A 23,444-nucleotide genomic window follows, 5' to 3' on the forward strand; every position below is an offset into this window, starting at 1 on the left:
ATTATCCAGCCTCCAGCCGGCTCACTTCAGTAGATCCCTAAATTGCACATTCAAAGATTTGCGCGCAAGAATTTTTTCAGTTTCTCATCTTCGAATACCCGCTGCATAGTCGCACTCAGCAGGCCATTTACCCGGCTTTCCACCTCTTCGCGGCTGGGCTTAATCAGATTGCGGTCTTTGCCAGAGGAACTGTAAGTTCCAAAATAGGTGGCATGGCCCACTTTAACCTCCAAGTGAATCTCAGCAGAGGTATCCACCTGGGTGGTGTAAACCTGACTGGGGCTGTTATACGTTAGCTTCACCAACTTCGCCGTCACCTGCACCTCAGGTGCCGAGTCGGTGATACGGAATGACCAATTGGCAAAACCCTGGCTCAACCCTGCGGCGATAGCACTACCTGCATCGTTGGCAATACTCACCTGAGATGTGTCTGCATAGACTCCGCCGAGAGAACCGAGCCCCCCACCGGATAGTTCATTAACACCGCGAACATTGAGGCTATAGCCCGAACCAATGGATTCGGGAGCCACCTGAACCTGTGGATACAATTGGATTTGCAGTGGGCTGTGAGCACACCCAGCCACGACCAGAGACCCCACCCATAACAATAACTTCTTCATTTTTCTTACCTTTACTTCAACAGGATTTTTTTATCCAGCACCGCCATGATGATGGTGGTGATCTTTATCAAGTCCATCACGCCCCATGATCGGAACCACGACCTCCAAACTACTTCCGTCGTCAAAAAGCAGGCGTAGGGGCAGTGTATCTCCAGCCTGAAGGCGCACCCCATGAATCATCAAGTGGATACCACCTGGCATCATCTGTAGTTTCTCTCCAGCGGCAATCGACAGTTTCTCCAGTGGACGCATACGGTTGACGCCCCGCTCACGCTCAGTGGTATGCAAATCGACAGCCCCGCCCCCCCCTCCGGGCAACTCCACCGCCGTCAACTGCAGCGGTTGTTTGCCGGTGTTGTGCAGGGAGAGGTACGCCGCGCTCATAGGTGCTCCCGGCGGAGTCTCTCTGGCATAGCCCTCAATCATAAGGGACTGGGTGAGGGCCAAAGCCCCCAAGGTGTACAAAAGGCTGCTGGAAAGCAGAATCCACACAAATACATTTGGCTTTTTCACTGGACCCCTCCACTGGGTTTAATAAGAAGTAAACGTGCGGGGCTGCCAATCTTTATATCCCCCCGCACCCGATAACCGGGCACCGCTTCACGCAGCTGCTGGTAAACCCAGCGACCTTCCGCGTCATTGCCGGTGACAATTATGACGCGTAGTTGTTCTCTGCGAATACGCTGGGCCACTTGGCGCAGCTTTGTGACCAAATTTTCCGATCTCGCCCGCAGCCCAGCCGCAGGCAGGCCAATAGCCTCTCCCTGTGGTAGATCCAGCTGTGCGCGGCCGCGCTCATGGACTAGCTGTGTACGCACCTCAGCCACCAAAGGATTCCCCGGAGCCAGTATTTCTGCGCGCTGTAGTAGGCCGCCCACTTCGGTAAAAGCACGCCTGCGCAGCGCTTCTCGGGCACGCTCAACGTAGGTGACCACAATTGTTTGAATTCCGGTCTGAGCCTTACGATTTCCAGGGTCCAACTTCTGCACGTTTAAGTAGTAGTCATAGGCACTGGCGCCGGCAGGCTTGGTAAGATGGCCTTTGCGTAGCGCCTGTTCAGCACGCTTTAAGAAGTAAGCCACATTGTTACGCCGCACCTCATTAACGGATGGTTTGGCTTTCTGCGGAGGAGGACTGGGCGCCGGGGGAGGCGGTTGTTGCGAAGCACAGGCACCAAGTAACGCCGCCATCAAGAGGCAGATAGCAAAGCTGTGAAGGCGTTCAAGTGACGGCAAAGCAATTCTCCGCTGTTGTTTTTTTGTACCACTAGCATCGCTATACTGCTGACGCGACTGAACCCCCGTCCGGCGCAGCAGTCAGAACCATGCGCCCGACTATAATGAATTTTTTCATCTATGGCTGTGATGACCAAAAGTTTCAGAAATAATTTCCTCGCACTGCTGGCAATATTGCTATGCCTATCCACAACCAACGCTCTTGCGCAGGCGGAAAGTAACCCTTTTGCGTCTTCTATCGGCCAGCAGCAAAATACCTTCCTGCCAGTGGACGAAGCCTACCGGCAGGACCTGCTGCTGAGTGGCAACCAGCTCAGTGCGCTGTTTGAAATAGCTCCAGAATACTATCTCTATCGCGACAAACTTGCCCTTTACCTTGTAGAAAACGGACAAAAGACCGCAGTTCCACTGAATCTCCCCAGCGGTGAAGTTATCTGGGATGAGTATTTCGAGAAGGAAACCGAGGTCTATCGCGGCCAGCTGGAATTCCCCATTCCCCTCAACGACAACGACAGCGCCAATAACTTACAATTAGAACTGCACTATCAGGGCTGCGCCGATGCGGGGCTCTGCTACCCACCAGAGGTACGCCACTATCGCGTGGATATTGGCTCGGGAAGCATCCAGCCTATTGAGGGAGGCCCGCAAAATTCTTCTCCCCAAAGTACAGGTGGCAGCTCCTCACCTCAGGGGAGTAACGCTAGCGCCATCACGCTCCCCTTTGCACTGCTTTTCGCCTTTGCCGGCGGCCTGCTACTCAATCTAATGCCCTGTGTTTTTCCAGTGCTTTCAATCAAGCTGCTGGCAGTTAGCCAGACAGCACAGAATGCTAATCAACGTCACCATCACGGCTGGGCCTACTCCACCGGCGTTGTACTCAGCTTTGTCGCCATTGCCGCCACCATGCTGGCATTGCGCGCCGGCGGTGAGGCGATAGGTTGGGGGTTCCAGCTACAGTCTCCCTGGTTGGTAGCCGCATTGGCCTATCTGTTCTTTATCATGGGACTCAGCTTGTCCGGTGTCACAGAGATCGGCAGCAGCCTGATGGGCGTTGGTAACAATTTAAGTAACAGTCAGGGGTTGCGCGGCTCCTTTACCTCCGGCGCCCTGGCCACACTCGTGGCCAGCCCGTGCACCGCGCCCCTGATGGGCTCGGCGCTGGGCTTTGCAGTCACACAATCTCCAGCCGTGGCGCTCAGTGTTTTTGCCGCCCTTGGCGCCGGTATGGCCGCCCCCTTCCTGCTGCTCACCTATATTCCCGCTCTAGTGGACAAGCTGCCACGCCCCGGCCCCTGGATGGATCGCTTAAAGCAACTACTGGCCTTCCCCATGTACTTGACCGCAGTGTGGCTGCTGTGGGTATTGGGACGTCAGACTGGTGGCGATGGTATCGCTCTGGTTCTCAGCGGCGCTGTGGCAATCGCCTTTGCGCTATGGCTTTGGCCCAGCCCTCAGTGGCACTGGCTGCGGGGCTCGCTGGCGGTTGTGGCCCTGAGCTTTGCGCTAATGCTACTGCCACGCCTCAGTACTGCCCCCCAAGCACTTCAACAGACCAGTGACTACTGGCAGCCCTACTCCGCCGAACGGCTCGAGACAGCGCGGAGGAAGGGGCGTCCAGTGCTAACCAATATGACCGCGGCCTGGTGTATTACTTGCTTGGCCAATGAGAAAGTGGTGCTGTCGAGTGATGCTGTGAGCGACGCCATTGAGAGACTAGGGGTAGTAGCTCTTAAAGGGGACTGGACCAATCAGGACCCACATATCAGCGAGCTCCTGGCGAAATACGGCCGTACCAGCGTGCCGCTTTACTTGCTTTACCCCGCCAGTGGTGGCGAGGCCAAAATCCTGCCGCAAATCCTCTCCCGCGAGGAGCTATTGATGGAGCTGGAAGCCGCTGCCGGGAGCGAACTCAGTAGATCCTCTGCCCCTTAAAGGAAACTGCCGCCTTTGTAGCCAATCCCAAGGGTAAAAAGGCCACATTGCGGATATTTTGCGCTAATTTTTAGGCAAATATCGCCGAACTGCCGCTAACTTCGATAAACTGCCCAGCAGGCATGGACAGGGAGTCACTTTTGCGGCACACTCGCCTAAAGCACTCGGGCAAATAGGCCAAAAATTCGAGTTTGCCCGCAAGATAGCCAACTTTAGACCATTTTTTTGGGTTTTTCGGCAACTTTCCCCAGGGCATACTATGGCTAAAATTCTTCTCCTGCACGGCCCCAACCTCAACCTGCTCGGCAGTCGCGAGCCGCATATCTACGGCGCCGCCACCCTTGCGGAAATCAATCAGGCCGCCGAGCGCCAATGTGATGCTGCAGGCCACCAGCTGGAAACCCTCCAGAGCAATAGCGAGTCTGCCTTGGTGGAACGCATCCACTTAGCCGCCAATACCAGCGTGGATTTCATCGTAATCAATCCCGCCGCCTACACCCACACCAGCGTGGCTTTACGAGATGCTTTAGCGGGCGTTGCCATACCGTTTGTCGAGTTACACCTTTCCAATCCTCATGCCCGCGAGGCATTTAGGCACCATTCCTATCTATCCGATTTAGCCCGTGGTGTGGTGTGTGGCTTCGGGCCACACAGCTACACCCTGGCACTTCAGGCGGCCATACACCAACTGGGTATGGCGTCTCAAAATCAATGAATCAAACCTGCGAGTGAAAGAACTATGGATATCCGCAAAATTAAAAAACTAATTGAGCTGCTCGAAGAATCGGATATCGGCGAGCTGGAAATTAAAGAGGGCGAGGAATCGGTGCGTATCAGCCGCGGGGTCAGCGGTGCAAATCAACCGATTGCTCCAATTTACACGGCTCCAATGGCACCGGCACCGGCTCCTGTTGCACCTGCCCAAGCTGCACCAGCCCCGGCGGCGGTAGAAAAAGAATCCAAACCAACGATCAGCGGCCATGCGGTGAAATCCCCGATGGTGGGCACTTTTTACGCAGCTCCCAGCCCCGGCGCCGAGCCCTTTGTCAAAGTTGGCCAGCAGGTTAAGGTCGGCGACGTAGTGTGCATCGTTGAAGCCATGAAAATGATGAACCAGATCGAAGCCGACAAGGCCGGTACCATCGATTCCGTTCTGCTCGAAGATGGCCAGCCGGTAGAGTTCGATCAGCCGCTCGTGACCATCGTCTGAGTGGGGTAAGTCACTATGTTCGACAAAATCCTGATCGCCAACCGCGGTGAAATCGCCCTGCGGATTTTGCGCGCCTGCAAAGAAATGGGCATCGCCACAGTTGCGGTTCACTCTTTGGTGGACCGCAATCTCAAGCATGTACGCCTGGCCGATGAATCTGTCTGTATTGGTCCCAACCCCTCGCCGCAGAGCTACCTGAATATTCCTGCCCTGATTTCCGCTATGGAGATCACCGATGCAGTAGCCGTGCACCCAGGCTACGGCTTCCTCGCAGAAAACGCGGACTTCGCCGAGCAAGTACAAAAAAGCGGCTTCACTTTTATCGGCCCAGACCCGGATGTCATTCGCCTGATGGGTGACAAGGTATCCGCCATCGCCGCCATGAAAAAGGCAGGCGTCCCCACCGTACCCGGCTCCGATGGTCCCCTACCCGAAAATAGCGAGCGCTGCCTAGAAATAGGCGAAAAAGTCGGCTATCCAGTCATTATCAAGGCCGCCGCCGGTGGCGGTGGTCGCGGTATGCGTGTCGTGGAGCGCGCCGAAGACCTGATCAACGCTATCGCTGTTACCAAGTCTGAGGCTCAAGCTGCCTTCGGTGATGGCACCGTATACCTCGAGAAATTTCTGCAGAACCCACGCCACGTCGAAGTCCAGGTAATGTCCGACGGACAGGGTAATGCCATTCACCTAGGGGATCGCGACTGCTCCCTGCAGCGCCGTCACCAAAAAGTACTAGAAGAAGCTCCAGCTCCCGGAATCCCCGACGCCGTGCGTGAACAGGTACACGAATCCTGCGTGCAAGCTTGTATCGATATCGGCTACCGCGGCGCCGGCACTTTCGAGTTCCTCTATGAGAATGAACGCTTCTACTTTATCGAGATGAACACACGTATTCAGGTTGAGCACCCTGTTACTGAAATGGTGACTGGCGTAGACCTGATCAAGGAACAGATTCGTGTCTGTGCTGGAGAGAAGCTCTCTCTCAAGCAGGAGGATATTGTCGTTCGCGGGCACGCCTTCGAGTGCCGTATCAATGCGGAAGATCCCCAGACTTTCTTCCCCAGTCCCGGCAAGGTCAACAACTTTCATATGCCAGGCGGCCTGGGTGTGCGGGTCGATTCGCACCTCTACTCGGGTTATACGGTTCCCCCCAACTACGACTCGATGATCGCCAAGTTGATCACCTACGCCGAGGACCGCGAAACCGCACTGGCACGCATGCGCGTAGCCCTATCTGAGCTGGTTATTGATGGCATCAAGACCAATATCCCCCTGCAGGAGGATCTGGTACGCGATGAGGCCTTTGCCAAGGGTGGCGTCAATATTCACTACCTGGAGAAGAAGTTGGGACTCTAACCCTCGCCAGCCAGGGCAAAGTTGGAGAGAATTGCGGCCACAATACGATGATGCCGAACGCCAGGGATGGCGGCGGACATCGCAAAAGTAGGGTGGCCACTCCACCCAATAGCAGTTACTCACCACGGAATCCCTATGCCCTGGCTACAACTCCGCGTCGACACCGATCGTGCCCAAGCGGACAAAATTGAAAATGCACTGCTTTTTGCCGGTGCCGTATCCGTTACCCTGCAAGACAACGCAGACCAACCCATTCTCGAACCCGGACTCGGCGAAGTACCCCTGTGGGATCAAACACGGGTTACCGGTCTGTTCGATGCCGAGGTCGACACTGCTGTCACTGAGGCCAAAGCAGCTTCCTTCCTTTGCGAACTCCTACCCAATGCCCGCTGGGACCAACTTGAGGATAAAGACTGGGAACGCGAGTGGATGTCTCACTATAAACCCATTCAGTGCGGCGACAACTTGTGGATCTGCCCCAGCTGGTGCGAGCCACCTCAACCGGAGGCGGTCAACCTGCTACTGGACCCTGGACTCGCCTTCGGCACCGGCACCCACCCCACGACCTACCTGTGCTTGCGTTGGCTGGCACAAGAGCCCTTGCAGGATAAGAGCGCCATCGACTTTGGCTGTGGTTCCGGCATCCTTGGCATCGGCGCCTTGCTACTCGGAGCCAAATGCGCCATGGGGACCGATATCGATCCACAAGCTCTGATTGCCAGTCGCGACAACGCGGTGCGCAACGGCATAGACCCGCAGCGCTTCCCAGTCTATTTGCCAGAACAGATGCCTCAGGAAGCCGCCGATCTCATGCTAGCCAATATCCTTGCTGGCCCATTGGTAGAGCTCTCCAAGCAGCTGATTGCGCTGACCAAAATCGGCGGGCGTATCTGCCTGTCCGGTATCCTCGCCTCCCAGGCCGAACAAGTAAAAACTGCCTACTCAGACCAGATCGATTTCGATGAGGATGCGGAGCACGAGGGTTGGGTACGCCTGAGTGGTACCCGTATTCGCTAAATACGCTAGCCAGTACTACGCGGGGACCGGGCAGACTGATAAACTTGAGCGCAAAATAAACTGCGCCATAGTCGAATGTCTCAACTGGTAACCCGCTGCCCCCATTGCAGCACCTCATTTCACGTTAATGACCAGCAGCTGCGCGCTGCCCGTGGCGCTGTGCGCTGTGGTTCCTGCCTGCAAGTTTTCCGTGCAGATGAGAACATTGTCTTTAATGACAATGGCCCCGACACACGCAGTGATCTGGAAACTCTTCTGGAAGACGATGACTTCCTGATTCATGACGATATCGAGCTGGAAGACGACGATCCGGCGGATGCGGATAAGGCAGCCCCCAACAGCGCCAATGCAAAGCAGCCTCCCATCGATTTTGAAGCCGGGGAACCCGCAGAAGACACCCAGCCCGAAGCACCACCAGCGAATTCCGAGAGCCTCATTGGTGACGCATTTGGCGATAACGAGTGGCAGGAGCTACAAGAAGAAAACCACCACGAGGAAGCCCAGGAGGAAGACCTAGAGTCGGTACTCAAACCGGATTGGGACGATGTACCCGACTTCGATAACAGTACTACAGGCAATAGGGTTGACACCGATTATGACAATCGGGACACCACCCATAAAAACGATAGCCTCAATGACCTGGATCCCTGGGAACAGCCCCTGGAGGCGCAAACAACTGCCACAGAGCCCAGCGATCTAAAATCAACATCCGAGACGCCCCATAGCTCCGAAGAGATATTCCCTACATCCCAGCCTGAGGCAAGTGGTCAACGCAGGGAGCCTTACTTTGCCACAGAAGCTGAGGACACTCCTGAGCCGCAGGCCGAGCCCGCTCGTGAACAGCTGATCTCCGCCATTCAACCTGCCCCGCTGGAAATGAGCTGGGGTGCGACACCATCGAAGAAAGCGGTGAGTCCCTGGCTGTGGCGACTTCTCCTGCCAGCTTTGGTCATTTTACTGCTGCTTCAAGTAGGCTACTTTCAGTTCGACCGTCTCAGCAAGCAGCAACCATGGCGCAAAATTTACGCTGTGGCCTGCCCACTATTCGGCTGTACTCTCCCCCCATTACGCGATGCCAGAGCGATCCAGGCCTCCAACCTGATGGTGCGCAGCCATCCCCAGTTGGAGGGCGCTCTGATTGTGGATGCTGTGCTGCTAAATACAGCGCCCTACCCCCAGGCGTTTCCCAATTTGCTGTTAAATTTCAGCGACCTGAAAAATAAAGCGGTAGCGAGTCGCCGCTTTAGTCCCCAAGAGTATTTACAAGGGGAGTTGGCTGGGCGCAAGCTAATGCCCCAGGGCAGCCCTATTCACATTGCCATTGAGGTGGTCGATCCAGGGGCCGAGGCGGTGAACTACGAGATGAAAATCGCTCCTTGAGGAAGGTTTGAGCGTCAAGACATTGGCCACCCTGGCGTACAAAGCCACTAAAATTGACCACTCTGCAAGCTAAACGCACAGGGATCGATCAATTTGCCCGCTTTTTCGCTTTGCCAACGCCGGGGCAGTCGTTATCATAGGCGGCCTTTTTGCCTGGGCCCAGAACGCCCTTCCAAAGCCCAAACGGAGCTACCGTGTCTATTGCTATAGGCCCCTACATTATCGACAACCCGGTAATCTTGGCGCCAATGGCCGGAGTTACTGATCGCCCCTTCCGTCAACTGTGTCGCCAACTCGGCGCCGGGCTGGTGGTATCGGAGATGGTGACCTCAGACACGCGTCTGTGGAATAGCCGCAAGTCACGACTGCGTCTGGACCACGGTGGTGAGGCAGCTCCCATATCGGTACAAATTGCCGGTGGTGATCCCGAGATGATGGCTCAGGCCGCTCGGGAGAACGTGCGTCGCGGCGCGCAAATCATTGATATAAATATGGGCTGCCCGGCAAAAAAAGTGTGTAAGAAAGCGGCGGGCTCCGCCCTGCTGCGGGATGAAAAGCTGGTTGCGGATATATTGCAGGCCGTGGTCCAGTCTGTCTCCGTCCCGGTGACGCTTAAGATCCGCACCGGCTGGTGTACGGATTCCCGTAATGGCGTCACCGTTGCTCAAATGGCCGAGGATGCTGGTATCGCTGCTTTGGCGGTTCACGGTCGCACTCGTGCCTGCGGCTACCACGGACAGGCTGAATTCGATACCATTGCCGATATTGTATCCAGGGTAAGAATCCCAGTTTTTGCCAACGGCGACATAACCAGTGCCGAGAGAGCCCGCGAGGTGCTCAATTACACTGGTGCTGCGGCGGTCATGATTGGCCGTGCCGCACAGGGACGACCTTGGATTTTTCGGGAGATAGCCCACTACCTCGCCACCGGCGAGCGGCTGCCCGAACCAACATTGGACGAAGTAAAAAAAATACTGCTCACCCACTTGGGTGAACTGCACCGATTCTACGGTGAGGTGATGGGGGTCCGTATCGCCCGCAAACACGTGGGCTGGTACTTGAAGACACTCGCGGACAGCGAGTCCTTCCGCAAGACCTTTTTCCAAATAGAGAGCGCAGAAGTACAACATGCCAGCGTTCACGAGTGGTTTGAACGCCGAATAACGAGAGGGGCACAAGCGGCATGAATAATGAAGTATTGATTCCGGATACTGGCAGCGAAGAAGTATCCTCCAGGGGGCAGACGCAGCTGGCACAGCCGCAACAACAGTCCCTGCGCGATGCCGTTGAGCACGCGATGGAGAACTATTTCCGCCACCTGGATGGCCAGATGGTTACCGATGTCTATGACATGGTGCTGTCGGAGATCGAAGCGCCCATGCTCGAAGTGGTGATGAAATATACTCGCCACAACCAGACCCGCGCCGCGCAATTACTGGGTCTCAACCGTGGCACTCTGCGCAAGAAGCTGAAGCGCTACGGCCTGCTGTAAGCTTCCCACCGAGAGAAATTCTGAAGGGGGATGAGGTAACTCATCCCCCTTCGCTATTTTCCCGGCAGCAATTTTATTCGTTGCCGCAGAGGACAACCCGTATAAACCCTTTAAACATCTTTTCCGAAAACCAGTTGGATCTAGTGCAATGACAGACAAGGTTTCCATCCGCCGCGCTTTAATTAGTGTCTCTGACAAGAGTGGCATCGTAGAGTTCGCCCAACAGCTCTCCTCAATGGGCGTAGAGATCCTCTCCACCGGTGGCACCCACCGCCAGCTCAAAGAAGCCGGAATTCCAGTCGTAGAAGTTTCCGACTATACCGGTTTCCCTGAAATGATGGACGGTCGCGTCAAGACCCTACACCCGAAAGTACACGGCGGCATTTTGGGGCGCCGAGGCACCGATGACGCCATCATGGGCGAGCACGGTATCACCCCCATCGATATGGTTGTGGTCAACCTCTACCCTTTCGCTCAAACCGTAGCTAAGCCTGACTGTTCCCTTGAGGACGCTATCGAGAACATCGATATCGGCGGCCCCACCATGGTTCGCGCTGCCGCCAAGAACCACAAAGATGTCACTATCGTGGTCAATGCCAGCGATTACGGCAGCATCATCGAGGAAATGAAAGCTAACGACGGTGCACTGAGCCACGCCAGCCGCTTTGACCTGGCGGTAAAAGCCTTCGAGCACACGGCGGGCTATGACGGCGCTATCGCCAACTACCTGGGTGCCATTAAAGGCGAGGAAAAGCAGCTGTTCCCGAGCACCTACAACAGCCAATTTATCAAGAAACTGGATCTGCGCTACGGTGAGAACCCACACCAAAAATCCGCTTTCTACACCGAAGCCAACCCGGCTGAGGCCAGCATTTCCACTGCCACCCAGCTGCAGGGCAAAGAGCTGTCCTACAACAATATCGCCGATACCGATGCCGCGCTGGAGTGCGTGAAGTCCTTCGAGCAACCCGCTTGCGTGATCGTAAAACACGCCAATCCCTGCGGTGTGGCGATTGCTGAAGATATTCACACGGCCTACGACCTGGCCTTCGCTACCGATAGCGAATCTGCCTTTGGCGGTATCATCGCCTTCAACCGGGAACTGGATGGCACCACTGCCCGTGCTATCGTCGAGCGACAGTTTGTTGAAGTCATCATCGCACCGTCAGTCTCCGAAGAGGCCAAACAGGCCGTTGCCGAGAAGAAGAACCTGCGCCTGCTGGTATGCGGCCAGTGGAGCAGCGAGCGCACCCCGGCACTGGACTACAAGCGCGTTAATGGCGGCCTGCTGGTTCAGGACCGTGACGACGGCCTGATCACCGCTGCCGACCTGAAAGTAGTCTCCAAGCGCCAGCCCACGGAAGAAGAAATCCGCGATCTGCTGTTTACCTGGAAAGTGGCCAAGTTCGTAAAATCCAATGCAATCGTATACGGCAAAGACGGCCGCACTGTGGGCGTAGGCGCAGGCCAGATGAGCCGCGTAAACTCCGCGCGTATCGCCGCGATCAAGGCCGAGCATGCCGGCCTCGCCGTTGCAGGGTCCGTGATGGCCTCCGACGCTTTCTTCCCCTTCCGCGATGGTATTGATAACGCCGCCGCTGTCGGCATCCAGGCGGTTATCCAGCCCGGTGGCTCCATGCGCGATGAGGAAGTGATCGCCGCAGCGGATGAGCACAATATGGCCATGGTCTTTACCGGCATGCGCCACTTCCGCCACTAAACCGGCACTCTCCACGAAGCACTCTCTCGCTTCAAGGGGATTCGTGACAGTGACGCATCCTCTGCGTCACTGTTATCGAGTAGTTCCCAGCGCCCACTATCAAAGAGGCGCCTATTGCAGGCGTGTAACACCACCTGCAACGATTCCGCGCTAAACTAGCGCACCTGATACCTGTCCAATGGACCCAAGTGGTCGACTTAGGGGGATTTAAGAATGAATGTATTAATCATCGGCTCAGGTGGCCGCGAGCACGCCTTAGCGTGGAAAGCCGCACAAAACCCCAAAGTGGGTACTGTGTTTGTAGCACCAGGCAATGCCGGTACCGCCCGCGAAGGCAAAGTGCAGAATCTGGCTATCGGTGTCGACAACTTCCCCGCACTGGCGGACTTCGCCGAGGAAAACGGCGTGGAACTCACTATCGTCGGCCCCGAAGCGCCACTAGTTGACGGCATCGTAGATTTCTTTAACGGGCGCGGCCTCGCCATCTTTGGCCCCAGCAAAGGCGCTGCACAACTGGAAGGCTCCAAAGCCTTCACCAAGGATTTCCTTGAGCGCCACAAAATCCCCACCGCCGCTTATCGCAATTTCACCGAAGTTGAACCAGCCATCGAATATATTCGTGAGCGCGGAGCACCCATCGTAGTCAAAGCCGATGGCCTCGCCGCTGGTAAAGGCGTCATCGTCGCCGAGACCGAGCAGCAGGCCGAGCTGGCTGTGCGCGATATGCTCTCCGGTAATGCCTTTGGCGACGCTGGCTGCCGAGTAGTGATCGAGGAATTCCTGCAGGGTGAGGAGGCGAGCTTTATCGTTATGGTAGATGGGGAGAATATCCTGCCCATGGCCACCAGCCAGGACCACAAACGCGTCGGTGACGGCGATACTGGCCCCAATACCGGCGGCATGGGTGCCTACTCCCCAGCACCGGTAGTGACCGACAGTGTTTATCAGCGCATTATGCAAGAAGTGATTGAACCCACAGTAACAGGCCTCGCCGCTGAGGGTACGCCATATACCGGGTTTCTCTACGCTGGCCTGATGATCGATCCGCAGGGTGCTCCCAGAGTGATCGAGTACAACTGCCGCTTCGGCGACCCCGAAACCCAGCCTATTATGATGCGTCTGAAATCCGACCTGGTAGATCTTTGCCTGGCCGCACTGGACAAAAAGCTCGATAGCGTGACGGCTGAATGGGACCCGCGCCCATCACTTGGGGTGGTACTGGCCGCACACGGCTATCCCGGCAGTTACCGCAAGGGCGATGCTATTAGTGGGCTTGAGAAAGCTGACGGCGATAATGCCAAAGTCTTCCACGCTGGTACTGCCCTGGACGGCGAACGTGTGGTCACCAATGGCGGCCGCGTACTCTGCGCCACCGCATTGGGCGACACTGTCGCCGAAGCTCAGACCAATGCCTATGAAGCTGCCCGCGCCATTTATTGGGAAGGTGTCTTTTACCGGAAAGATATCGGCTATCGCGCGGTCGAAAGAGAACAGACTAGTAGCGATAAGTAGTTTTACCCAGCATGGCGGTAGGGCTGACTACCGCCATACAGAGGAAGTCATAAACATGAGTGAACGCAATTTAAGTGGCCTCGATCACCTGCTGATTCAGGCTGACCGCGCCCTGCGCACTCTGAGTCCCGGCGAGCCCTGTCACGGGCGCCCATCTCCGGCCAAAGGCGAAGCGGAGGCCGAGCTCAGCGATACCGAGCGCAAGCACGCCGCCGGTCTGATGCGGGTCAACCACAGCGGCGAAGTCTGTGCTCAGGCCCTCTACCAAGGCCAGGCACTCACAGCAAAACTGCCCGAGGTACGCGGTGAAATGGAGCGCGCTGCGGATGAGGAGATCGACCACCTGGCTTGGTGTGAGCAGCGCCTCAAAGAACTGGACAGCCGCCCAAGCCTGCTCAATCCACTCTGGTATGGATTGTCATTTGGACTGGGCGCCGCCGCCGGCAAAATCAGCGATCGCATCAGCCTGGGATTTGTCGCAGCGACAGAAGAAAGGGTCTGCGAACACCTGGAGAGTCACCTGCAGAAGCTTCCAGCCCAGGACAAACGCAGTCGCGCCGTAGTGGAGCAAATGCTGGTCGATGAGAGCGAACACGCTCATGCCGCGCTAGCCGCCGGAGGCAAACGTTTCCCAGCACCGGTGAAAGGCGCTATGTCTCTGGTAGCCAAGGTGATGACCTCAGCCAGTTACAAAATTTAAAATATTAATAACCGGTTCGTAAAAATTGACTGGCCCGCTAAAAGCAACCGCTTTTGAGCAGGCCTTTTCTTTATCTGAGTATTGCTTAGACTTCTTCTACTCGATAGCGATGCACAATCTCCACTCCCGCATTGCGCAACATAATTGAAGCAGAGCAATATTTCTCTGCAGATAGCTCCACAGCGCGGGCTACATGGGATTCTTTTATTCCCCGGCCTCGCACAACAAATTCCATTTCAATTCGCTCAAAAGGTGATGGGGTGGTATCCGGGCGAACGCCATTCAATTCGCAATGACAGGAAATAATATCCTGGCGCGCCTTCTGTAAAATGGAAACCACATCATAGGCTGCACAGCCACCAACCCCGAGGAGGATCATCTCCATCGGGCGCACACCGTTATTAGTGCGCCCCCCTTCCATCACTACCGAATTACCACTGCCGGCTTCGCCGACGAAGGTCAAATCATTAACCCAGGTTACCTTGCCCTGCATTGCCATGCTCCCGCTGAAATTCAAGCCGCGAAGCTTAGCACAGAGTACAAGATTATCCTGACAGGCAGAGTATTTCCGGTATAGTGTCCACAACACCTCCGCGCGAAATGTTCGCTACTGAAGTTTCCCCCTTCGCCAGTGAACGCAATAGCCCGCTTGCAGTCCAATCGCACCCGCGCCAGAGTGTCACAGGTCACACTGCGGAACTTTGCCGCGACCAACCTCTGTTGGGGACTGTTTTTTCGCGCGATAATTCAATAGTGCTCAGCTGCTAAAGCCGGGATAGAGCACGAGACAAAAAATGAGGAATAAATCCGTGACGGTTGCTATCGAAGACCCCATGACTATCGGCAATATTGAAGACTTTCTGGCCCACTGCCACCGGCGACGCTATCCGGCCAAGAGCACGATTATCTATGCCGGCGACCGCTGTGAGTCCCTCTATTTCATTATGCGCGGTTCAGTCACCGTCTTAATCGAAGATGACGAGGGCCGCGAAATGATCGTAGCCTATCTAAACGACGGGGACTTTTTCGGTGAAATGGGGCTATTTGATCAGGACACCCGCAGCGCCTGGGTGCGCACCAAAACCGAGTGTGAGGTTGCGGAAATCTCCTACACCAAATTCCAGGAACTGACTCGTCAGCACCCAGAATTCCTGTTCGCTCTAGCCACACAAATGGCCGGGCGCCTGCGCAATACCACTCGAAAAGTTGGCGATCTAGCCTTTCTTGATGTTACCGGTCGCGTGGCGCGAACCCTTTTAGACCTGTGTAATGAGCCCGATGCGATGACCCATCCAGAAGGCATGCAAATCAAGATCACTCGCCAGGAAATTGGCCGTATTGTTGGATGTTCCCGTGAGATGGTTGGGCGCGTGCTGAAAACCCTGGAAGAGCAGGGCTTGGTATCGGTCAAAGGTAAAACCATGGTGGTTTACGGCACCCGTTAAATACCTGTCCCAGAGTCAAATACCACAGACACAAAAAAGGGCGATGTAATCAATCGCCCTTTTTTGTGTCTGTGATTTTATCTAGCTAACTTTCTAAAACCCCACTAGCACTCAGTTAAACATCTCCATCAATTTTCGTCCCGGTTCTTCCTCGCGCATAAAAGCCTCGCCAACCAAAAATGCATCAACGCTGTGTCCGCGCATGGCCGCGACATCATCCGTGGTGTGGATACCGCTTTCTGTTACAACAATGCGGTCCTTGGGAATCAGATTGAGCAGTTTAAAAGTGTTCTCCAGCTGTACCTCAAAGGTGTGCAGATTACGATTGTTAATTCCAATTAGACGGTTGGGGAGAGCCAACGCCCTCTCCAGCTCTGCGCGATTGTGCACTTCCACCAGCACATCCAATCCCAGTTCCAGGGCCAAACCATTGAGTTCCTGCATTTGCTGATCTTCCAGGCAGGCGGCAATGAGCAGGATGCAGTCAGCTCCAATAGCGCGCGCCTCATACACCTGGTAAGGGTCCACGGTAAAGTCCTTACGCAAAACCGGTAGACGAACCGCGTTGCGCGCCTGCTGCAAATAACTGTCATCGCCCTGGAAAAAATCCCTATCGGTGAGTACCGACAAGCATGCCGCGCCACCCCTCTCATAACTGGTCGCAATTTCTGCGGGAAGAAAGTCCTCGCGAATCACCCCCTTGCTGGGGGAAGCCTTTTTGATTTCCGCAATCACTGCGGCCTCCCCCTCGGCGATTTTGTATTCCAATGCCGCGACAAATCCCCGTGCCAGTGGTTGGTCATGCGCGCTCAGACGTATTTCTTCCAGGCTGCATTGAGATTTGCGCTCCGCCACTTCCTGCCACTTGCGCTCGATAATAGTTTTTAAAATGGTCGGTGTGCTCACGATTTCACTTCCTCGGGGCGAAAGGCGCTGGTAAAGGCAGCCAGGTCATTGATTTTTTCTGCGGCCAAACCGCTATCGATGGCGTCCTGCGCCATGGCGACACCCTGCTCTGCCGTGCTCGCAGTGCCGCTGACATAAATGGCCAGGCCGGCATTCAGGGCGATAATATCTGCAGCTTTTTTCCCTGCTGCAGTTTCACGCTTACCCAATGCGTCGCGAATCAAGGATAGAGACTCTGCGGCACTCGCAACGATCAAGCCATCCAGGCTCTGGCGGGGCAGACCAAAGGCTTCGGGGCAGAGAGTAAACTCACTAATAACACCATCTTTCAATTCCACCGCAAAAGTATCCGCGGCGATACTGGCTTCGTCGAGGCCGTCATCGCTGTGCAGGACCAGCACGTGCTCAGAACCAAGTCGTTGCAGGACTTCAGCCAACAAACGACAGTAGCGTTTTTCGTAAACACCGATGACCTTGCGCTTAACTCCGGCGGGGTTGGTCATGGGGCCGAGCAGATTAAAAATAGTGCGCAGCCCCAATGCTTTGCGCGCTGGGCCTACATGACGTACGGCGCTATGGAAACTGGGTGCAAACATAAAACCGATACCGAGCGTTTCCACACAGCGCGCCATTTGCTCCGCACTTAAATCCAAGTAAACCCCAGCACGTTCGAGCAAATCGGCGGAGCCACTACTAGAAGACACCGAGCGGTTGCCGTGTTTGGCCACCCTAGCCCCAGCTGCAGCTGCAACAAAGCTACTGGCACTGGATACATTAAATAGATTTGCGCCATCTCCGCCGGTGCCGACGATGTCTACGGTATTCTCAAGGTCGAGTTCAACCTTAGTGGCCAGTGCGCGCATGGTTTCCACCGCACCGACGATCTCGTCGACAGTTTCACCGCGAATGCGCAACGCGATCAGCAAGGCCCCTATCTGCGCTTCCAGGGCTTCACCGCGCATGATTTGGCCTACAGTCTCACGCATCTCCTCACGGCTCAAATGCTCTCCATCCACCAGCTTGGCGATAGCATTTTGTATATTCATTGTGCCTCCCTTGTCCCGCTCAGTATTGATTGGTGCGAAGCGTAATTAACTGCCCCGCGTTTTGCCCTTCGCATCAGGACTCGAGAAAATTCTTCAACATATCGTGGCCATGCATGGTGAGAATGGACTCTGGATGAAACTGCACGCCCTCTATCGGTAATTCCCGGTGGCGCAGCCCCATAATTTCATCAATCTCGCCGTCAGGCGTCTCCGTCCAGGCGGTAATTTCCAGGCATTCAGGCAAGCTGCCCTTTTCCACCACCAGGGAGTGATAACGGGTGGCCTCGAAAGGGTTGGATAGGCCGTGAAACACTCCCAGGTTGTTGTGCACTATAGGCGATGTTTTACCGTGCATAACCTGGCCGGCACGTACCACGCGACCACCAAAAACCTGGCCGATACTCTGGTGACCAAGGCAAATACCCAAAATGGGGATACGCCCGGCGAAATGACGAATCGCCTCCAGGGAAATGCCTGCCTCATTGGGTGTGCAGGGCCCTGGTGAAATCACAATTTTCGCCGGGGCCAACTGCTCTATGTCCTTAAGGGTAATTTCGTCATTACGCTTGACCACAACCTCAGCGCCCAGCTCCTCAAGGTACTGCACCACATTCCACGTAAAGGAATCGTAGTTATCGATCATCAAAATCATTACTTGGCCCCCATAGCCTGTGCAGTATCGGTAGTTGCTTCCATGCGCTTTTGCAGTCGTGCGAGCGCCGCCTGGGTTGAGCGCAATTCGCGCAGAATTTCGGTTTGACTGGGCGGCAGACACATTTCATCCATTCGACGCAACTTGGCTTCCTCCAGGTTATTGAGCACCACGCCAATAAACAGGTTAATCATGACAAAGGCGCCCATAACCACGAAACTGACAAAGTAGAGCCAGGCCCAGGGCATTGCATCCATAGCGGTATACATAATGTCGGTCCAATCCTCGAAGGTCACTATACGGAACAGACTCAACAGAGCTATCGGCAGGTTGCGCCAATGGGTTGGGTCTATCTCATGAAAGAGAAAGTAGCCCGCCACACCATAGATATAAAAGATAATTCCCATCAAGATTGCGATGTGCATCATGCTCGGCAAGCTGCGCAACAGTGTATCCACCAGAGTACGCAGTTCAGGGAAAGCAGAAACCAGGCGCAACACCCGCAGGATCCGTACCAGGCGCGCGAGTGTTGCCAGGGGCCCTGTGGCGGGAATCAAACTTAAGGCGATGATGGTAAAATCGAAGCAGTTCCAGCCGCTGGCAAAATAACGCCAAGGACGCGATCCGTGCGAAGTTATTTTTATCGCTGCCTCTAAAATAAAAGCAGTCAGCACCAATTGGTTAACAACGCCCAATGCAGTACCAAAACGCTCCATCACCCATATTGAAGTCTCCAGCCCTACCGCCAGTGCATTAACCAGGATCATGCCAATGATCACCTGATTAAACATGGGAGCTTCGACTATCTGTTGACAACGGGCGGCAAGAGATACTTTTTGAGAAATACTAGCTTCGCTCATTTTGTTCGATCTTTACTTCTACTTCTTTACAACTACTCGCCAGAGCCATGCCCGCTGCACGGAACAACGCCCTAGCCTTATTCATGGTCTCATCCCACTCGGATTGGGGATCTGAATCGGCCACCAGGCCGGCACCGGCCTGGATAAATAACTGTCCGTCCTTAATAACTGCGGTGCGAATTGCGATGGCTGTATCCATATTGCCATTCCAGGCCAAGTAACCCACCGCACCACCATAGATACCACGCTTCTCAGGTTCCAATTCATCGATAATTTCCATAGCGCGGATCTTTGGTGCCCCGGATAAAGTGCCGGCCGGCAGCGCCGCGCGCAGGGCATCCATACCGGTGAGTCCCTCCCGCAACTGACCGGTGACATTGGAGGTGATATGCATCACATGGGAGTAGCGTTCCACCACCATCTGCTCAGTGACCCGCACGCTGCCAGTCGCCGCTACACGGCCCACATCATTGCGCCCCAGATCGATCAACATCAGGTGCTCGGCACACTCTTTGGGGTCTGCCAATAGCTCCTGCTCCAGGGCTTTATCTTCCTCCTCGGAAGTACCGCGACGGCGGGTGCCTGCTAGCGGACGCACAGTCATCTCACCCTCTTCCAGGCGTACCAGAATCTCTGGACTGGAGCCCACAACCTGGTGATCCCCTAGGTCGAGGAAATACATATAGGGCGAGGGGTTCAGACTGCGCAGGGCGCGATAAAAATTCAGTGGCGGGGCATCGAAAGGAGCCGACAAGCGCTGAGATGGCACCACCTGCATAACATCACCGGCGAGAACATATTCCTTTACCCTATCAACGGCCTTCTTGAAATTTTTCTCACCAAAGTGGGAGTGAAAAGCACCCTCTTCGATTCCCTTGCCATCCAGGTCCAGAGGCACTGTATCCGGTAAAGGCCGAGCCAACCTTTCCACCAGTTGATCCAGACGCTGCTGGGCCCGCTCATAGGCATCGGCCTGGGAAGGGTCCGCATGCACAATAAAGATAACTGCACCGGCGAGGTTGTCGAACACCACCAGCTCATCACTGACCATCAGCAGGATATCCGGATTACCCAGGCTATCCTGCGGCATACTGTGCGCTAAACGCGGTTCAATATAACGCACACAGTCATAGCCAAAATACCCAACCAAGCCACCATTGAAACGCGGCAAATTGGCAAGTTCCGGTACCCGATAGCGCTGCTGGAACTGCTCAACAAATGCCAGCGGATCGCGCTCGGTATAGCTTTCTATCACCGCCCCGTCACACTCCACCGTAACCTCGTTGCCACGCACCCGAAGCAGAGTTCTGGCGGGCAATCCAATAATGGAGTAGCGCCCCCATTTCTCCCCGCCCTGTACCGACTCCAGTAGGTAACTGTAGCGGCCTTCGGCAAGCTTCAGATAAGTGGACAGGGGGGTTTCAATATCCGCCAGCACACGGCGCACTAGCGGTATACGGTTATAGCCCTCAGACACAAGTTGGGCGTATTCACTAGGGGTCATAGAGACTCCGATCTATTGGGTATTTTTCTTGTTGGCGCCAAAGTATAGGCGGCGCCCACGGGAGAGGTGGCCGAACGGTATTGTTGACCAGTTGGCCTCAGCGGATCAGTGGCGCCATCGCCAACTGCTGGATGTGGGGATAGTGTGATTCACGGAAATTCCCTCTGTGCAGGCGCACAAGTTTACAAATCCCGTATGCGGCGGGCAAGAGGCTGCCCGCCAAGTTTTTCTCAGGACAGGCTTTCGCGCATAGCACCGATCACTTCAGCGTAGTCAGGGGCATTGAAGATTGCAGAGCCTGCAACAAAAGTATCCGCGCCGGCTGCGGCAATCTCCGCAATATTGTCACGGTTGACCCCGCCATCGATCTCAAGGCGAATATCGTAACCAGAAGCGTCGATCAACTGGCGCGCCTCGCGCAGTTTTTCCAGAGTGCCCGGAATAAACTTTTGCCCACCAAAGCCAGGGTTGACTGACATCAACAAAATCATATCCAGCTTGTCCATCACATACTTGGCCGCATCCAGTCCTGTGGCTGGGTTAAAGACCAAACCGGCCTTACAGCCAAGACTGCGGATCAACTGTAGGGAGCGGTCCGGGTGTCGCGAAGCCTCGGGGTGGAAAGTAATATAACTTGCGCCCGCATCGGCAAACATGCGAATCATATCGTCTACCGGCTCCACCATCAGGTGCACATCAATGGGCGCCTCGACACCATGCTTGCGCAACGCCTGGCACACCATTGGGCCGATGGTGAGGTTGGGCACATAGTGGTTGTCCATCACATCGAAGTGCACCCAGTCAGCACCAGCGGCTAACACATTGTCCACCTCTTCACCAAGGCGGGCAAAGTCGGCGGAAAGAATCGAGGGGGCAATCTTGTAATCTGACATCATTATTTCCTTCAGTAACTCAATTTTCCGCGCTCAGGCGGCAATGCAGGTTTTCCAGGCGCTCGGGGGTGCCCACATCACACCAGTCCCCAGGGTATAAGTCCGCCTGTAGTTTGTCCTCATTGAAAGTAAAGACCTCGCCAAGGCCGAAGCATTCACGCACTTTGGGGTAGCGGGTTAACACCTCGGGGCGCAGCCAACTGATACCGGCAAAGGTATAGCGGGGCTTGGCAGTTCCAGACAGTAGGCCATTATCAATTCCGAAGTCTCCCTCGGGGTTATGTGGAGGATTTGGCACCATCAAAAGTCGGCCGGGGCAGCCCTCAGGTAAGGGGCGATTCACCCACTGCGAAAGGTCAAAGTCACACCAAACATCCCCATTAACCACAAAGAATGGGCCCTCTCCCAGCAGCGGCATCGCGTTGAGAATACCCCCAGCGGTCTCAAGGGGTCGGTCTTCTTGCTCCACAGAATACTGGATATCGAGTCCCCAGCGATCACCACTCCCCAGGTAATCACGAATCTTATGGCCCAAATGGCCCAGGTTGATCACTACCCGTTGAACTCCCACAGCCTGTAGTCGCTCAAGCACATGCTCAATGAGCGGCTTGCCCGCCACAGACAACAAAGGCTTGGGGGTTTGGTCAGTAAGGGGGCGCATTCTACGCCCAAAGCCCGCAGCCAAGACCATAGCGGTTGTTGGGGCTATCTCAGTGAGCTGAGTCATTCAATTCATCTATCAGTTTTTATACAGCTTATTAGTGCTATTCACCGGCATAGCGATAATCACTGTACCAAGGCTGCTGCTCTATAAGCGGAAGTAGCTGTTGCTCAAACCACTGCGCAAACGGCTGAAGCTCCTCATAGCGCCCAGCAGTTTCCAGTACATAGCGTATCACCAGCGGCAAATCCCCCAGGTAGTTCTGCTTGCCATCGCGCAATGATAGACGTGGAAAAAGGCCCAGCACTTTAATATGACGCTGGAGCCCCATCCAGTCGAACCAAGTTAAGAACTCTTTAGGCTCGACAGGTTCCAGCACCCCAGCAGCTTCTGCAGTAGCGGCATAGGCTAAAGCCCAGCGCTCGACCCGCTGGCGTGGCCAGCGGATATAGCAGTCTCGCAACAGAGAGACCAAATCGTAGGTAATCGGTCCCCACACGGCATCCTGGAAGTCCACGATTCCAGGGCGCTCACCTCCACGGATCATTAAATTACGGCTGTGGTAGTCTCTGTGCACTAGAGCTTGCGGTTGGCCTGCAGCACTCTCCAGCAACCGCTGAAAGGTCTCTTGCAGCAGGCGGTTTTCCACTTCACTCAGAGAGTAGCCGAGTAACTTGCCTACCAGCCACTCGGGCATAATACGCATCTCTGTCAGCAATAGTTCCCGGTTGTAATCTGGAAACAAATCCTCTGTACGGGGTATCTGCTGGAGACTCAGCAGCTCACTCATTACCTCCGCATAGAGTCCCTCGACACTGTCATTACTCAGCACATCGAATAATTGGGTATCACCCAAGTCTTCCAATAGCAGGTACCCATTGGCTGTATCAGCTGCTATTACCATGGGTGTGTGCACACCATTGCGCCGCAGATAATCGGCAACTGCTACAAATCGGGCCGGGTTAGTACACTCAGGTGGAGAATCAACAGCGATTAACCTCGGCTCGGTAGAAGTGCGGAAATAGCGCCGAAAGCCCGCATCCCCGGCAAGGTTGGCCAAGTCTGCTGGAAATTCAATTTCCAAAGCCTTACCCACCCAAAGAGCCAAAGCCTCTTGTCGCAGGTCATCACTCACAGTACACCCTTCATTTATTGTTCGGCCCATCAATGATTCTTTCTATCGCGGCAGTTTCCCATTAAGCAGCTCGTATTGAAACCCTGCCCCAGGGAGCTTGAAGCGACTATAACACTCTCGCCTCTTACATCCGTACCATCTGTGCGGCTATTAACCACTTCTACATTC

General features: G+C 55.1%; 24 protein-coding genes. 12 read left to right on the top strand and 12 right to left on the bottom strand.

Annotated elements, in window-relative coordinates:
- Window positions 1-50: 50 nt before the first annotated feature.
- From ACJJIC_RS00690 to ACJJIC_RS00700, 3 genes are read right to left on the bottom strand one after another with little or no spacing between them, the layout of a single operon-like run.
- A complete protein-coding gene (locus ACJJIC_RS00690) occupies window positions 51-620 on the bottom strand; it encodes a YajG family lipoprotein (RefSeq protein ID WP_444903744.1) in 570 nt (189 codons plus the stop codon).
- A gap of 30 nt (window positions 621-650) precedes the next feature.
- Window positions 651-1,133 (bottom strand): copper chaperone PCu(A)C, encoded by a 483-nt coding sequence (locus ACJJIC_RS00695; protein ID WP_444908627.1) that lies wholly within the window; start codon window positions 1,131-1,133, stop codon window positions 651-653.
- Window positions 1,130-1,855, bottom strand: a complete 726-nt coding sequence (locus ACJJIC_RS00700; protein ID WP_444908626.1) for an N-acetylglucosaminyltransferase — start codon at window positions 1,853-1,855, stop codon at window positions 1,130-1,132. The genes ACJJIC_RS00695 and ACJJIC_RS00700 overlap by 4 nt, the downstream gene beginning before the upstream one ends.
- 120 nt (window positions 1,856-1,975) lie before the next feature.
- Here ACJJIC_RS00700 and ACJJIC_RS00705 point away from each other — a divergent pair, with 120 nt between their 5' ends.
- From ACJJIC_RS00705 to coq7, 11 genes are all read left to right on the top strand, one after another.
- The gene (locus ACJJIC_RS00705) at window positions 1,976-3,787 is read left to right on the top strand and encodes a protein-disulfide reductase DsbD family protein (RefSeq protein WP_445357804.1); all 1,812 of its coding nucleotides are present in this window, start codon (window positions 1,976-1,978) and stop codon (window positions 3,785-3,787) included.
- A 259-nt stretch (window positions 3,788-4,046) separates the two neighbouring features.
- Complete coding sequence (gene aroQ / locus ACJJIC_RS00710) at window positions 4,047-4,502, top strand: type II 3-dehydroquinate dehydratase (protein ID WP_444908624.1); 456 nt, start codon at window positions 4,047-4,049, stop codon at window positions 4,500-4,502.
- Window positions 4,503-4,526: 24 nt separating this feature from the next.
- On the top strand, window positions 4,527-4,997 hold the full coding sequence (gene accB, locus ACJJIC_RS00715) for an acetyl-CoA carboxylase biotin carboxyl carrier protein (RefSeq protein WP_444908623.1): 471 nt from the start codon (window positions 4,527-4,529) through the stop codon (window positions 4,995-4,997).
- A gap of 15 nt (window positions 4,998-5,012) precedes the next feature.
- Window positions 5,013-6,353, top strand: coding sequence for an acetyl-CoA carboxylase biotin carboxylase subunit (gene accC, locus ACJJIC_RS00720; protein ID WP_444883654.1), 1,341 nt, complete (start codon window positions 5,013-5,015; stop codon window positions 6,351-6,353).
- A gap of 135 nt (window positions 6,354-6,488) precedes the next feature.
- Window positions 6,489-7,370: a 50S ribosomal protein L11 methyltransferase gene (prmA, locus tag ACJJIC_RS00725; protein WP_444883653.1), complete on the top strand. Its 882-nt coding sequence runs from the start codon at window positions 6,489-6,491 to the stop codon at window positions 7,368-7,370.
- A gap of 75 nt (window positions 7,371-7,445) precedes the next feature.
- Window positions 7,446-8,750 carry a DUF3426 domain-containing protein gene (locus ACJJIC_RS00730; protein ID WP_444908622.1) on the top strand — a complete coding sequence of 435 codons (1,305 nt, stop codon included), beginning with the start codon at window positions 7,446-7,448 and terminating at the stop codon, window positions 8,748-8,750.
- Window positions 8,751-8,998: 248 nt separating this feature from the next.
- Window positions 8,999-9,937 carry a tRNA dihydrouridine synthase DusB gene (gene dusB / locus ACJJIC_RS00735; RefSeq protein WP_444905284.1) on the top strand — a complete coding sequence of 313 codons (939 nt, stop codon included), beginning with the start codon at window positions 8,999-9,001 and terminating at the stop codon, window positions 9,935-9,937.
- Window positions 9,934-10,242: a DNA-binding transcriptional regulator Fis gene (gene fis, locus ACJJIC_RS00740; protein ID WP_152451046.1), complete on the top strand. Its 309-nt coding sequence runs from the start codon at window positions 9,934-9,936 to the stop codon at window positions 10,240-10,242. Before dusB ends, fis begins: the two co-directional genes overlap by 4 nt.
- Before the next feature lie 148 nt (window positions 10,243-10,390).
- Window positions 10,391-11,962, top strand: a complete 1,572-nt coding sequence (gene purH, locus ACJJIC_RS00745; RefSeq protein ID WP_444908621.1) for a bifunctional phosphoribosylaminoimidazolecarboxamide formyltransferase/IMP cyclohydrolase — start codon at window positions 10,391-10,393, stop codon at window positions 11,960-11,962.
- 213 nt (window positions 11,963-12,175) lie between these two features.
- Complete coding sequence (gene purD / locus ACJJIC_RS00750; protein WP_444908620.1) at window positions 12,176-13,474, top strand: phosphoribosylamine--glycine ligase; 1,299 nt, start codon at window positions 12,176-12,178, stop codon at window positions 13,472-13,474.
- 55 nt (window positions 13,475-13,529) lie between these two features.
- Window positions 13,530-14,174, top strand: a complete 645-nt coding sequence (gene coq7 / locus ACJJIC_RS00755) for a 2-polyprenyl-3-methyl-6-methoxy-1,4-benzoquinone monooxygenase (RefSeq protein WP_444883649.1) — start codon at window positions 13,530-13,532, stop codon at window positions 14,172-14,174.
- An 85-nt stretch (window positions 14,175-14,259) separates the two neighbouring features.
- On the opposite strand, the gene ACJJIC_RS00760 is transcribed toward coq7, so the two are convergent.
- Complete coding sequence (locus tag ACJJIC_RS00760; RefSeq protein ID WP_252084368.1) at window positions 14,260-14,667, bottom strand: OsmC family protein; 408 nt, start codon at window positions 14,665-14,667, stop codon at window positions 14,260-14,262.
- Between the two features lie 301 nt (window positions 14,668-14,968).
- Here ACJJIC_RS00760 and crp point away from each other — a divergent pair, with 301 nt between their 5' ends.
- On the top strand, window positions 14,969-15,619 hold the full coding sequence (crp, locus tag ACJJIC_RS00765) for a cAMP-activated global transcriptional regulator CRP (protein WP_051089460.1): 651 nt from the start codon (window positions 14,969-14,971) through the stop codon (window positions 15,617-15,619).
- A 111-nt stretch (window positions 15,620-15,730) separates the two neighbouring features.
- Here crp and trpC read toward each other — a convergent pair whose 3' ends face one another.
- The 8 genes from trpC to ACJJIC_RS00805 all read right to left on the bottom strand — a co-directional run bounded on the left by trpC (window position 15,731) and on the right by ACJJIC_RS00805 (window position 23,306).
- Window positions 15,731-16,528, bottom strand: a complete 798-nt coding sequence (trpC, locus tag ACJJIC_RS00770; RefSeq protein WP_444910994.1) for an indole-3-glycerol phosphate synthase TrpC — start codon at window positions 16,526-16,528, stop codon at window positions 15,731-15,733.
- A complete protein-coding gene (gene trpD, locus ACJJIC_RS00775) occupies window positions 16,522-17,571 on the bottom strand; it encodes an anthranilate phosphoribosyltransferase (RefSeq protein WP_444903736.1) in 1,050 nt (349 codons plus the stop codon). Before trpD ends, trpC begins: the two co-directional genes overlap by 7 nt.
- Before the next feature lie 73 nt (window positions 17,572-17,644).
- Complete coding sequence (locus ACJJIC_RS00780) at window positions 17,645-18,223, bottom strand: anthranilate synthase component II (RefSeq protein ID WP_444908618.1); 579 nt, start codon at window positions 18,221-18,223, stop codon at window positions 17,645-17,647.
- Window positions 18,223-19,083: an ion transporter gene (locus ACJJIC_RS00785; RefSeq protein ID WP_444883646.1), complete on the bottom strand. Its 861-nt coding sequence runs from the start codon at window positions 19,081-19,083 to the stop codon at window positions 18,223-18,225. The genes ACJJIC_RS00780 and ACJJIC_RS00785 overlap by 1 nt, the downstream gene beginning before the upstream one ends.
- Entirely contained in the window at window positions 19,070-20,587 is a 1,518-nt protein-coding gene (gene trpE / locus ACJJIC_RS00790; RefSeq protein ID WP_444883645.1) for an anthranilate synthase component I, read from the bottom strand. The genes ACJJIC_RS00785 and trpE overlap by 14 nt, the downstream gene beginning before the upstream one ends.
- Window positions 20,588-20,817: 230 nt before the next feature.
- Window positions 20,818-21,480, bottom strand: coding sequence for a ribulose-phosphate 3-epimerase (rpe, locus tag ACJJIC_RS00795; RefSeq protein ID WP_252084363.1), 663 nt, complete (start codon window positions 21,478-21,480; stop codon window positions 20,818-20,820).
- Between the two features lie 19 nt (window positions 21,481-21,499).
- Window positions 21,500-22,207 (bottom strand): nucleotidyltransferase family protein, encoded by a 708-nt coding sequence (locus ACJJIC_RS00800; RefSeq protein ID WP_444883644.1) that lies wholly within the window; start codon window positions 22,205-22,207, stop codon window positions 21,500-21,502.
- 37 nt (window positions 22,208-22,244) lie between these two features.
- The gene (locus ACJJIC_RS00805; protein WP_444899169.1) at window positions 22,245-23,306 is read right to left on the bottom strand and encodes an aminoglycoside phosphotransferase family protein; all 1,062 of its coding nucleotides are present in this window, start codon (window positions 23,304-23,306) and stop codon (window positions 22,245-22,247) included.
- Between the last annotated feature and the right edge of the window lie 138 nt (window positions 23,307-23,444).

This window comes from Microbulbifer mixtoriginis (SeqCode), from assembly GCF_052468275.1.

Excerpts from the sequence above, each read along its gene's own strand:
- ACJJIC_RS00690 (WP_444903744.1), bottom strand. The coding sequence starts at position 620 with ATGAAGAAGTTATTGTTATGGGTGGGGTCTCTGGTCGTGGCTGGGTGT.
- ACJJIC_RS00705 (WP_445357804.1), top strand. The coding sequence starts at position 1,976 with ATGGCTGTGATGACCAAAAGTTTCAGAAATAATTTCCTCGCACTGCTG.
- aroQ (WP_444908624.1), top strand. The coding sequence starts at position 4,047 with ATGGCTAAAATTCTTCTCCTGCACGGCCCCAACCTCAACCTGCTCGGC.
- accB (WP_444908623.1), top strand. The coding sequence starts at position 4,527 with ATGGATATCCGCAAAATTAAAAAACTAATTGAGCTGCTCGAAGAATCG.
- accC (WP_444883654.1), top strand. The coding sequence starts at position 5,013 with ATGTTCGACAAAATCCTGATCGCCAACCGCGGTGAAATCGCCCTGCGG.
- prmA (WP_444883653.1), top strand. The coding sequence starts at position 6,489 with ATGCCCTGGCTACAACTCCGCGTCGACACCGATCGTGCCCAAGCGGAC.
- ACJJIC_RS00730 (WP_444908622.1), top strand. The coding sequence starts at position 7,446 with ATGTCTCAACTGGTAACCCGCTGCCCCCATTGCAGCACCTCATTTCAC.
- dusB (WP_444905284.1), top strand. The coding sequence starts at position 8,999 with ATGGCCGGAGTTACTGATCGCCCCTTCCGTCAACTGTGTCGCCAACTC.
- fis (WP_152451046.1), top strand. The coding sequence starts at position 9,934 with ATGAATAATGAAGTATTGATTCCGGATACTGGCAGCGAAGAAGTATCC.
- purH (WP_444908621.1), top strand. The coding sequence starts at position 10,391 with ATGACAGACAAGGTTTCCATCCGCCGCGCTTTAATTAGTGTCTCTGAC.
- purD (WP_444908620.1), top strand. The coding sequence starts at position 12,176 with ATGAATGTATTAATCATCGGCTCAGGTGGCCGCGAGCACGCCTTAGCG.
- coq7 (WP_444883649.1), top strand. The coding sequence starts at position 13,530 with ATGAGTGAACGCAATTTAAGTGGCCTCGATCACCTGCTGATTCAGGCT.
- ACJJIC_RS00760 (WP_252084368.1), bottom strand. The coding sequence starts at position 14,667 with ATGCAGGGCAAGGTAACCTGGGTTAATGATTTGACCTTCGTCGGCGAA.
- crp (WP_051089460.1), top strand. The coding sequence starts at position 14,969 with ATGAGGAATAAATCCGTGACGGTTGCTATCGAAGACCCCATGACTATC.
- trpD (WP_444903736.1), bottom strand. The coding sequence starts at position 17,571 with ATGAATATACAAAATGCTATCGCCAAGCTGGTGGATGGAGAGCATTTG.
- ACJJIC_RS00780 (WP_444908618.1), bottom strand. The coding sequence starts at position 18,223 with ATGATTTTGATGATCGATAACTACGATTCCTTTACGTGGAATGTGGTG.
- ACJJIC_RS00785 (WP_444883646.1), bottom strand. The coding sequence starts at position 19,083 with ATGAGCGAAGCTAGTATTTCTCAAAAAGTATCTCTTGCCGCCCGTTGT.
- trpE (WP_444883645.1), bottom strand. The coding sequence starts at position 20,587 with ATGACCCCTAGTGAATACGCCCAACTTGTGTCTGAGGGCTATAACCGT.
- rpe (WP_252084363.1), bottom strand. The coding sequence starts at position 21,480 with ATGTCAGATTACAAGATTGCCCCCTCGATTCTTTCCGCCGACTTTGCC.
- ACJJIC_RS00800 (WP_444883644.1), bottom strand. The coding sequence starts at position 22,207 with ATGACTCAGCTCACTGAGATAGCCCCAACAACCGCTATGGTCTTGGCT.
- ACJJIC_RS00805 (WP_444899169.1), bottom strand. The coding sequence starts at position 23,306 with ATGGGCCGAACAATAAATGAAGGGTGTACTGTGAGTGATGACCTGCGA.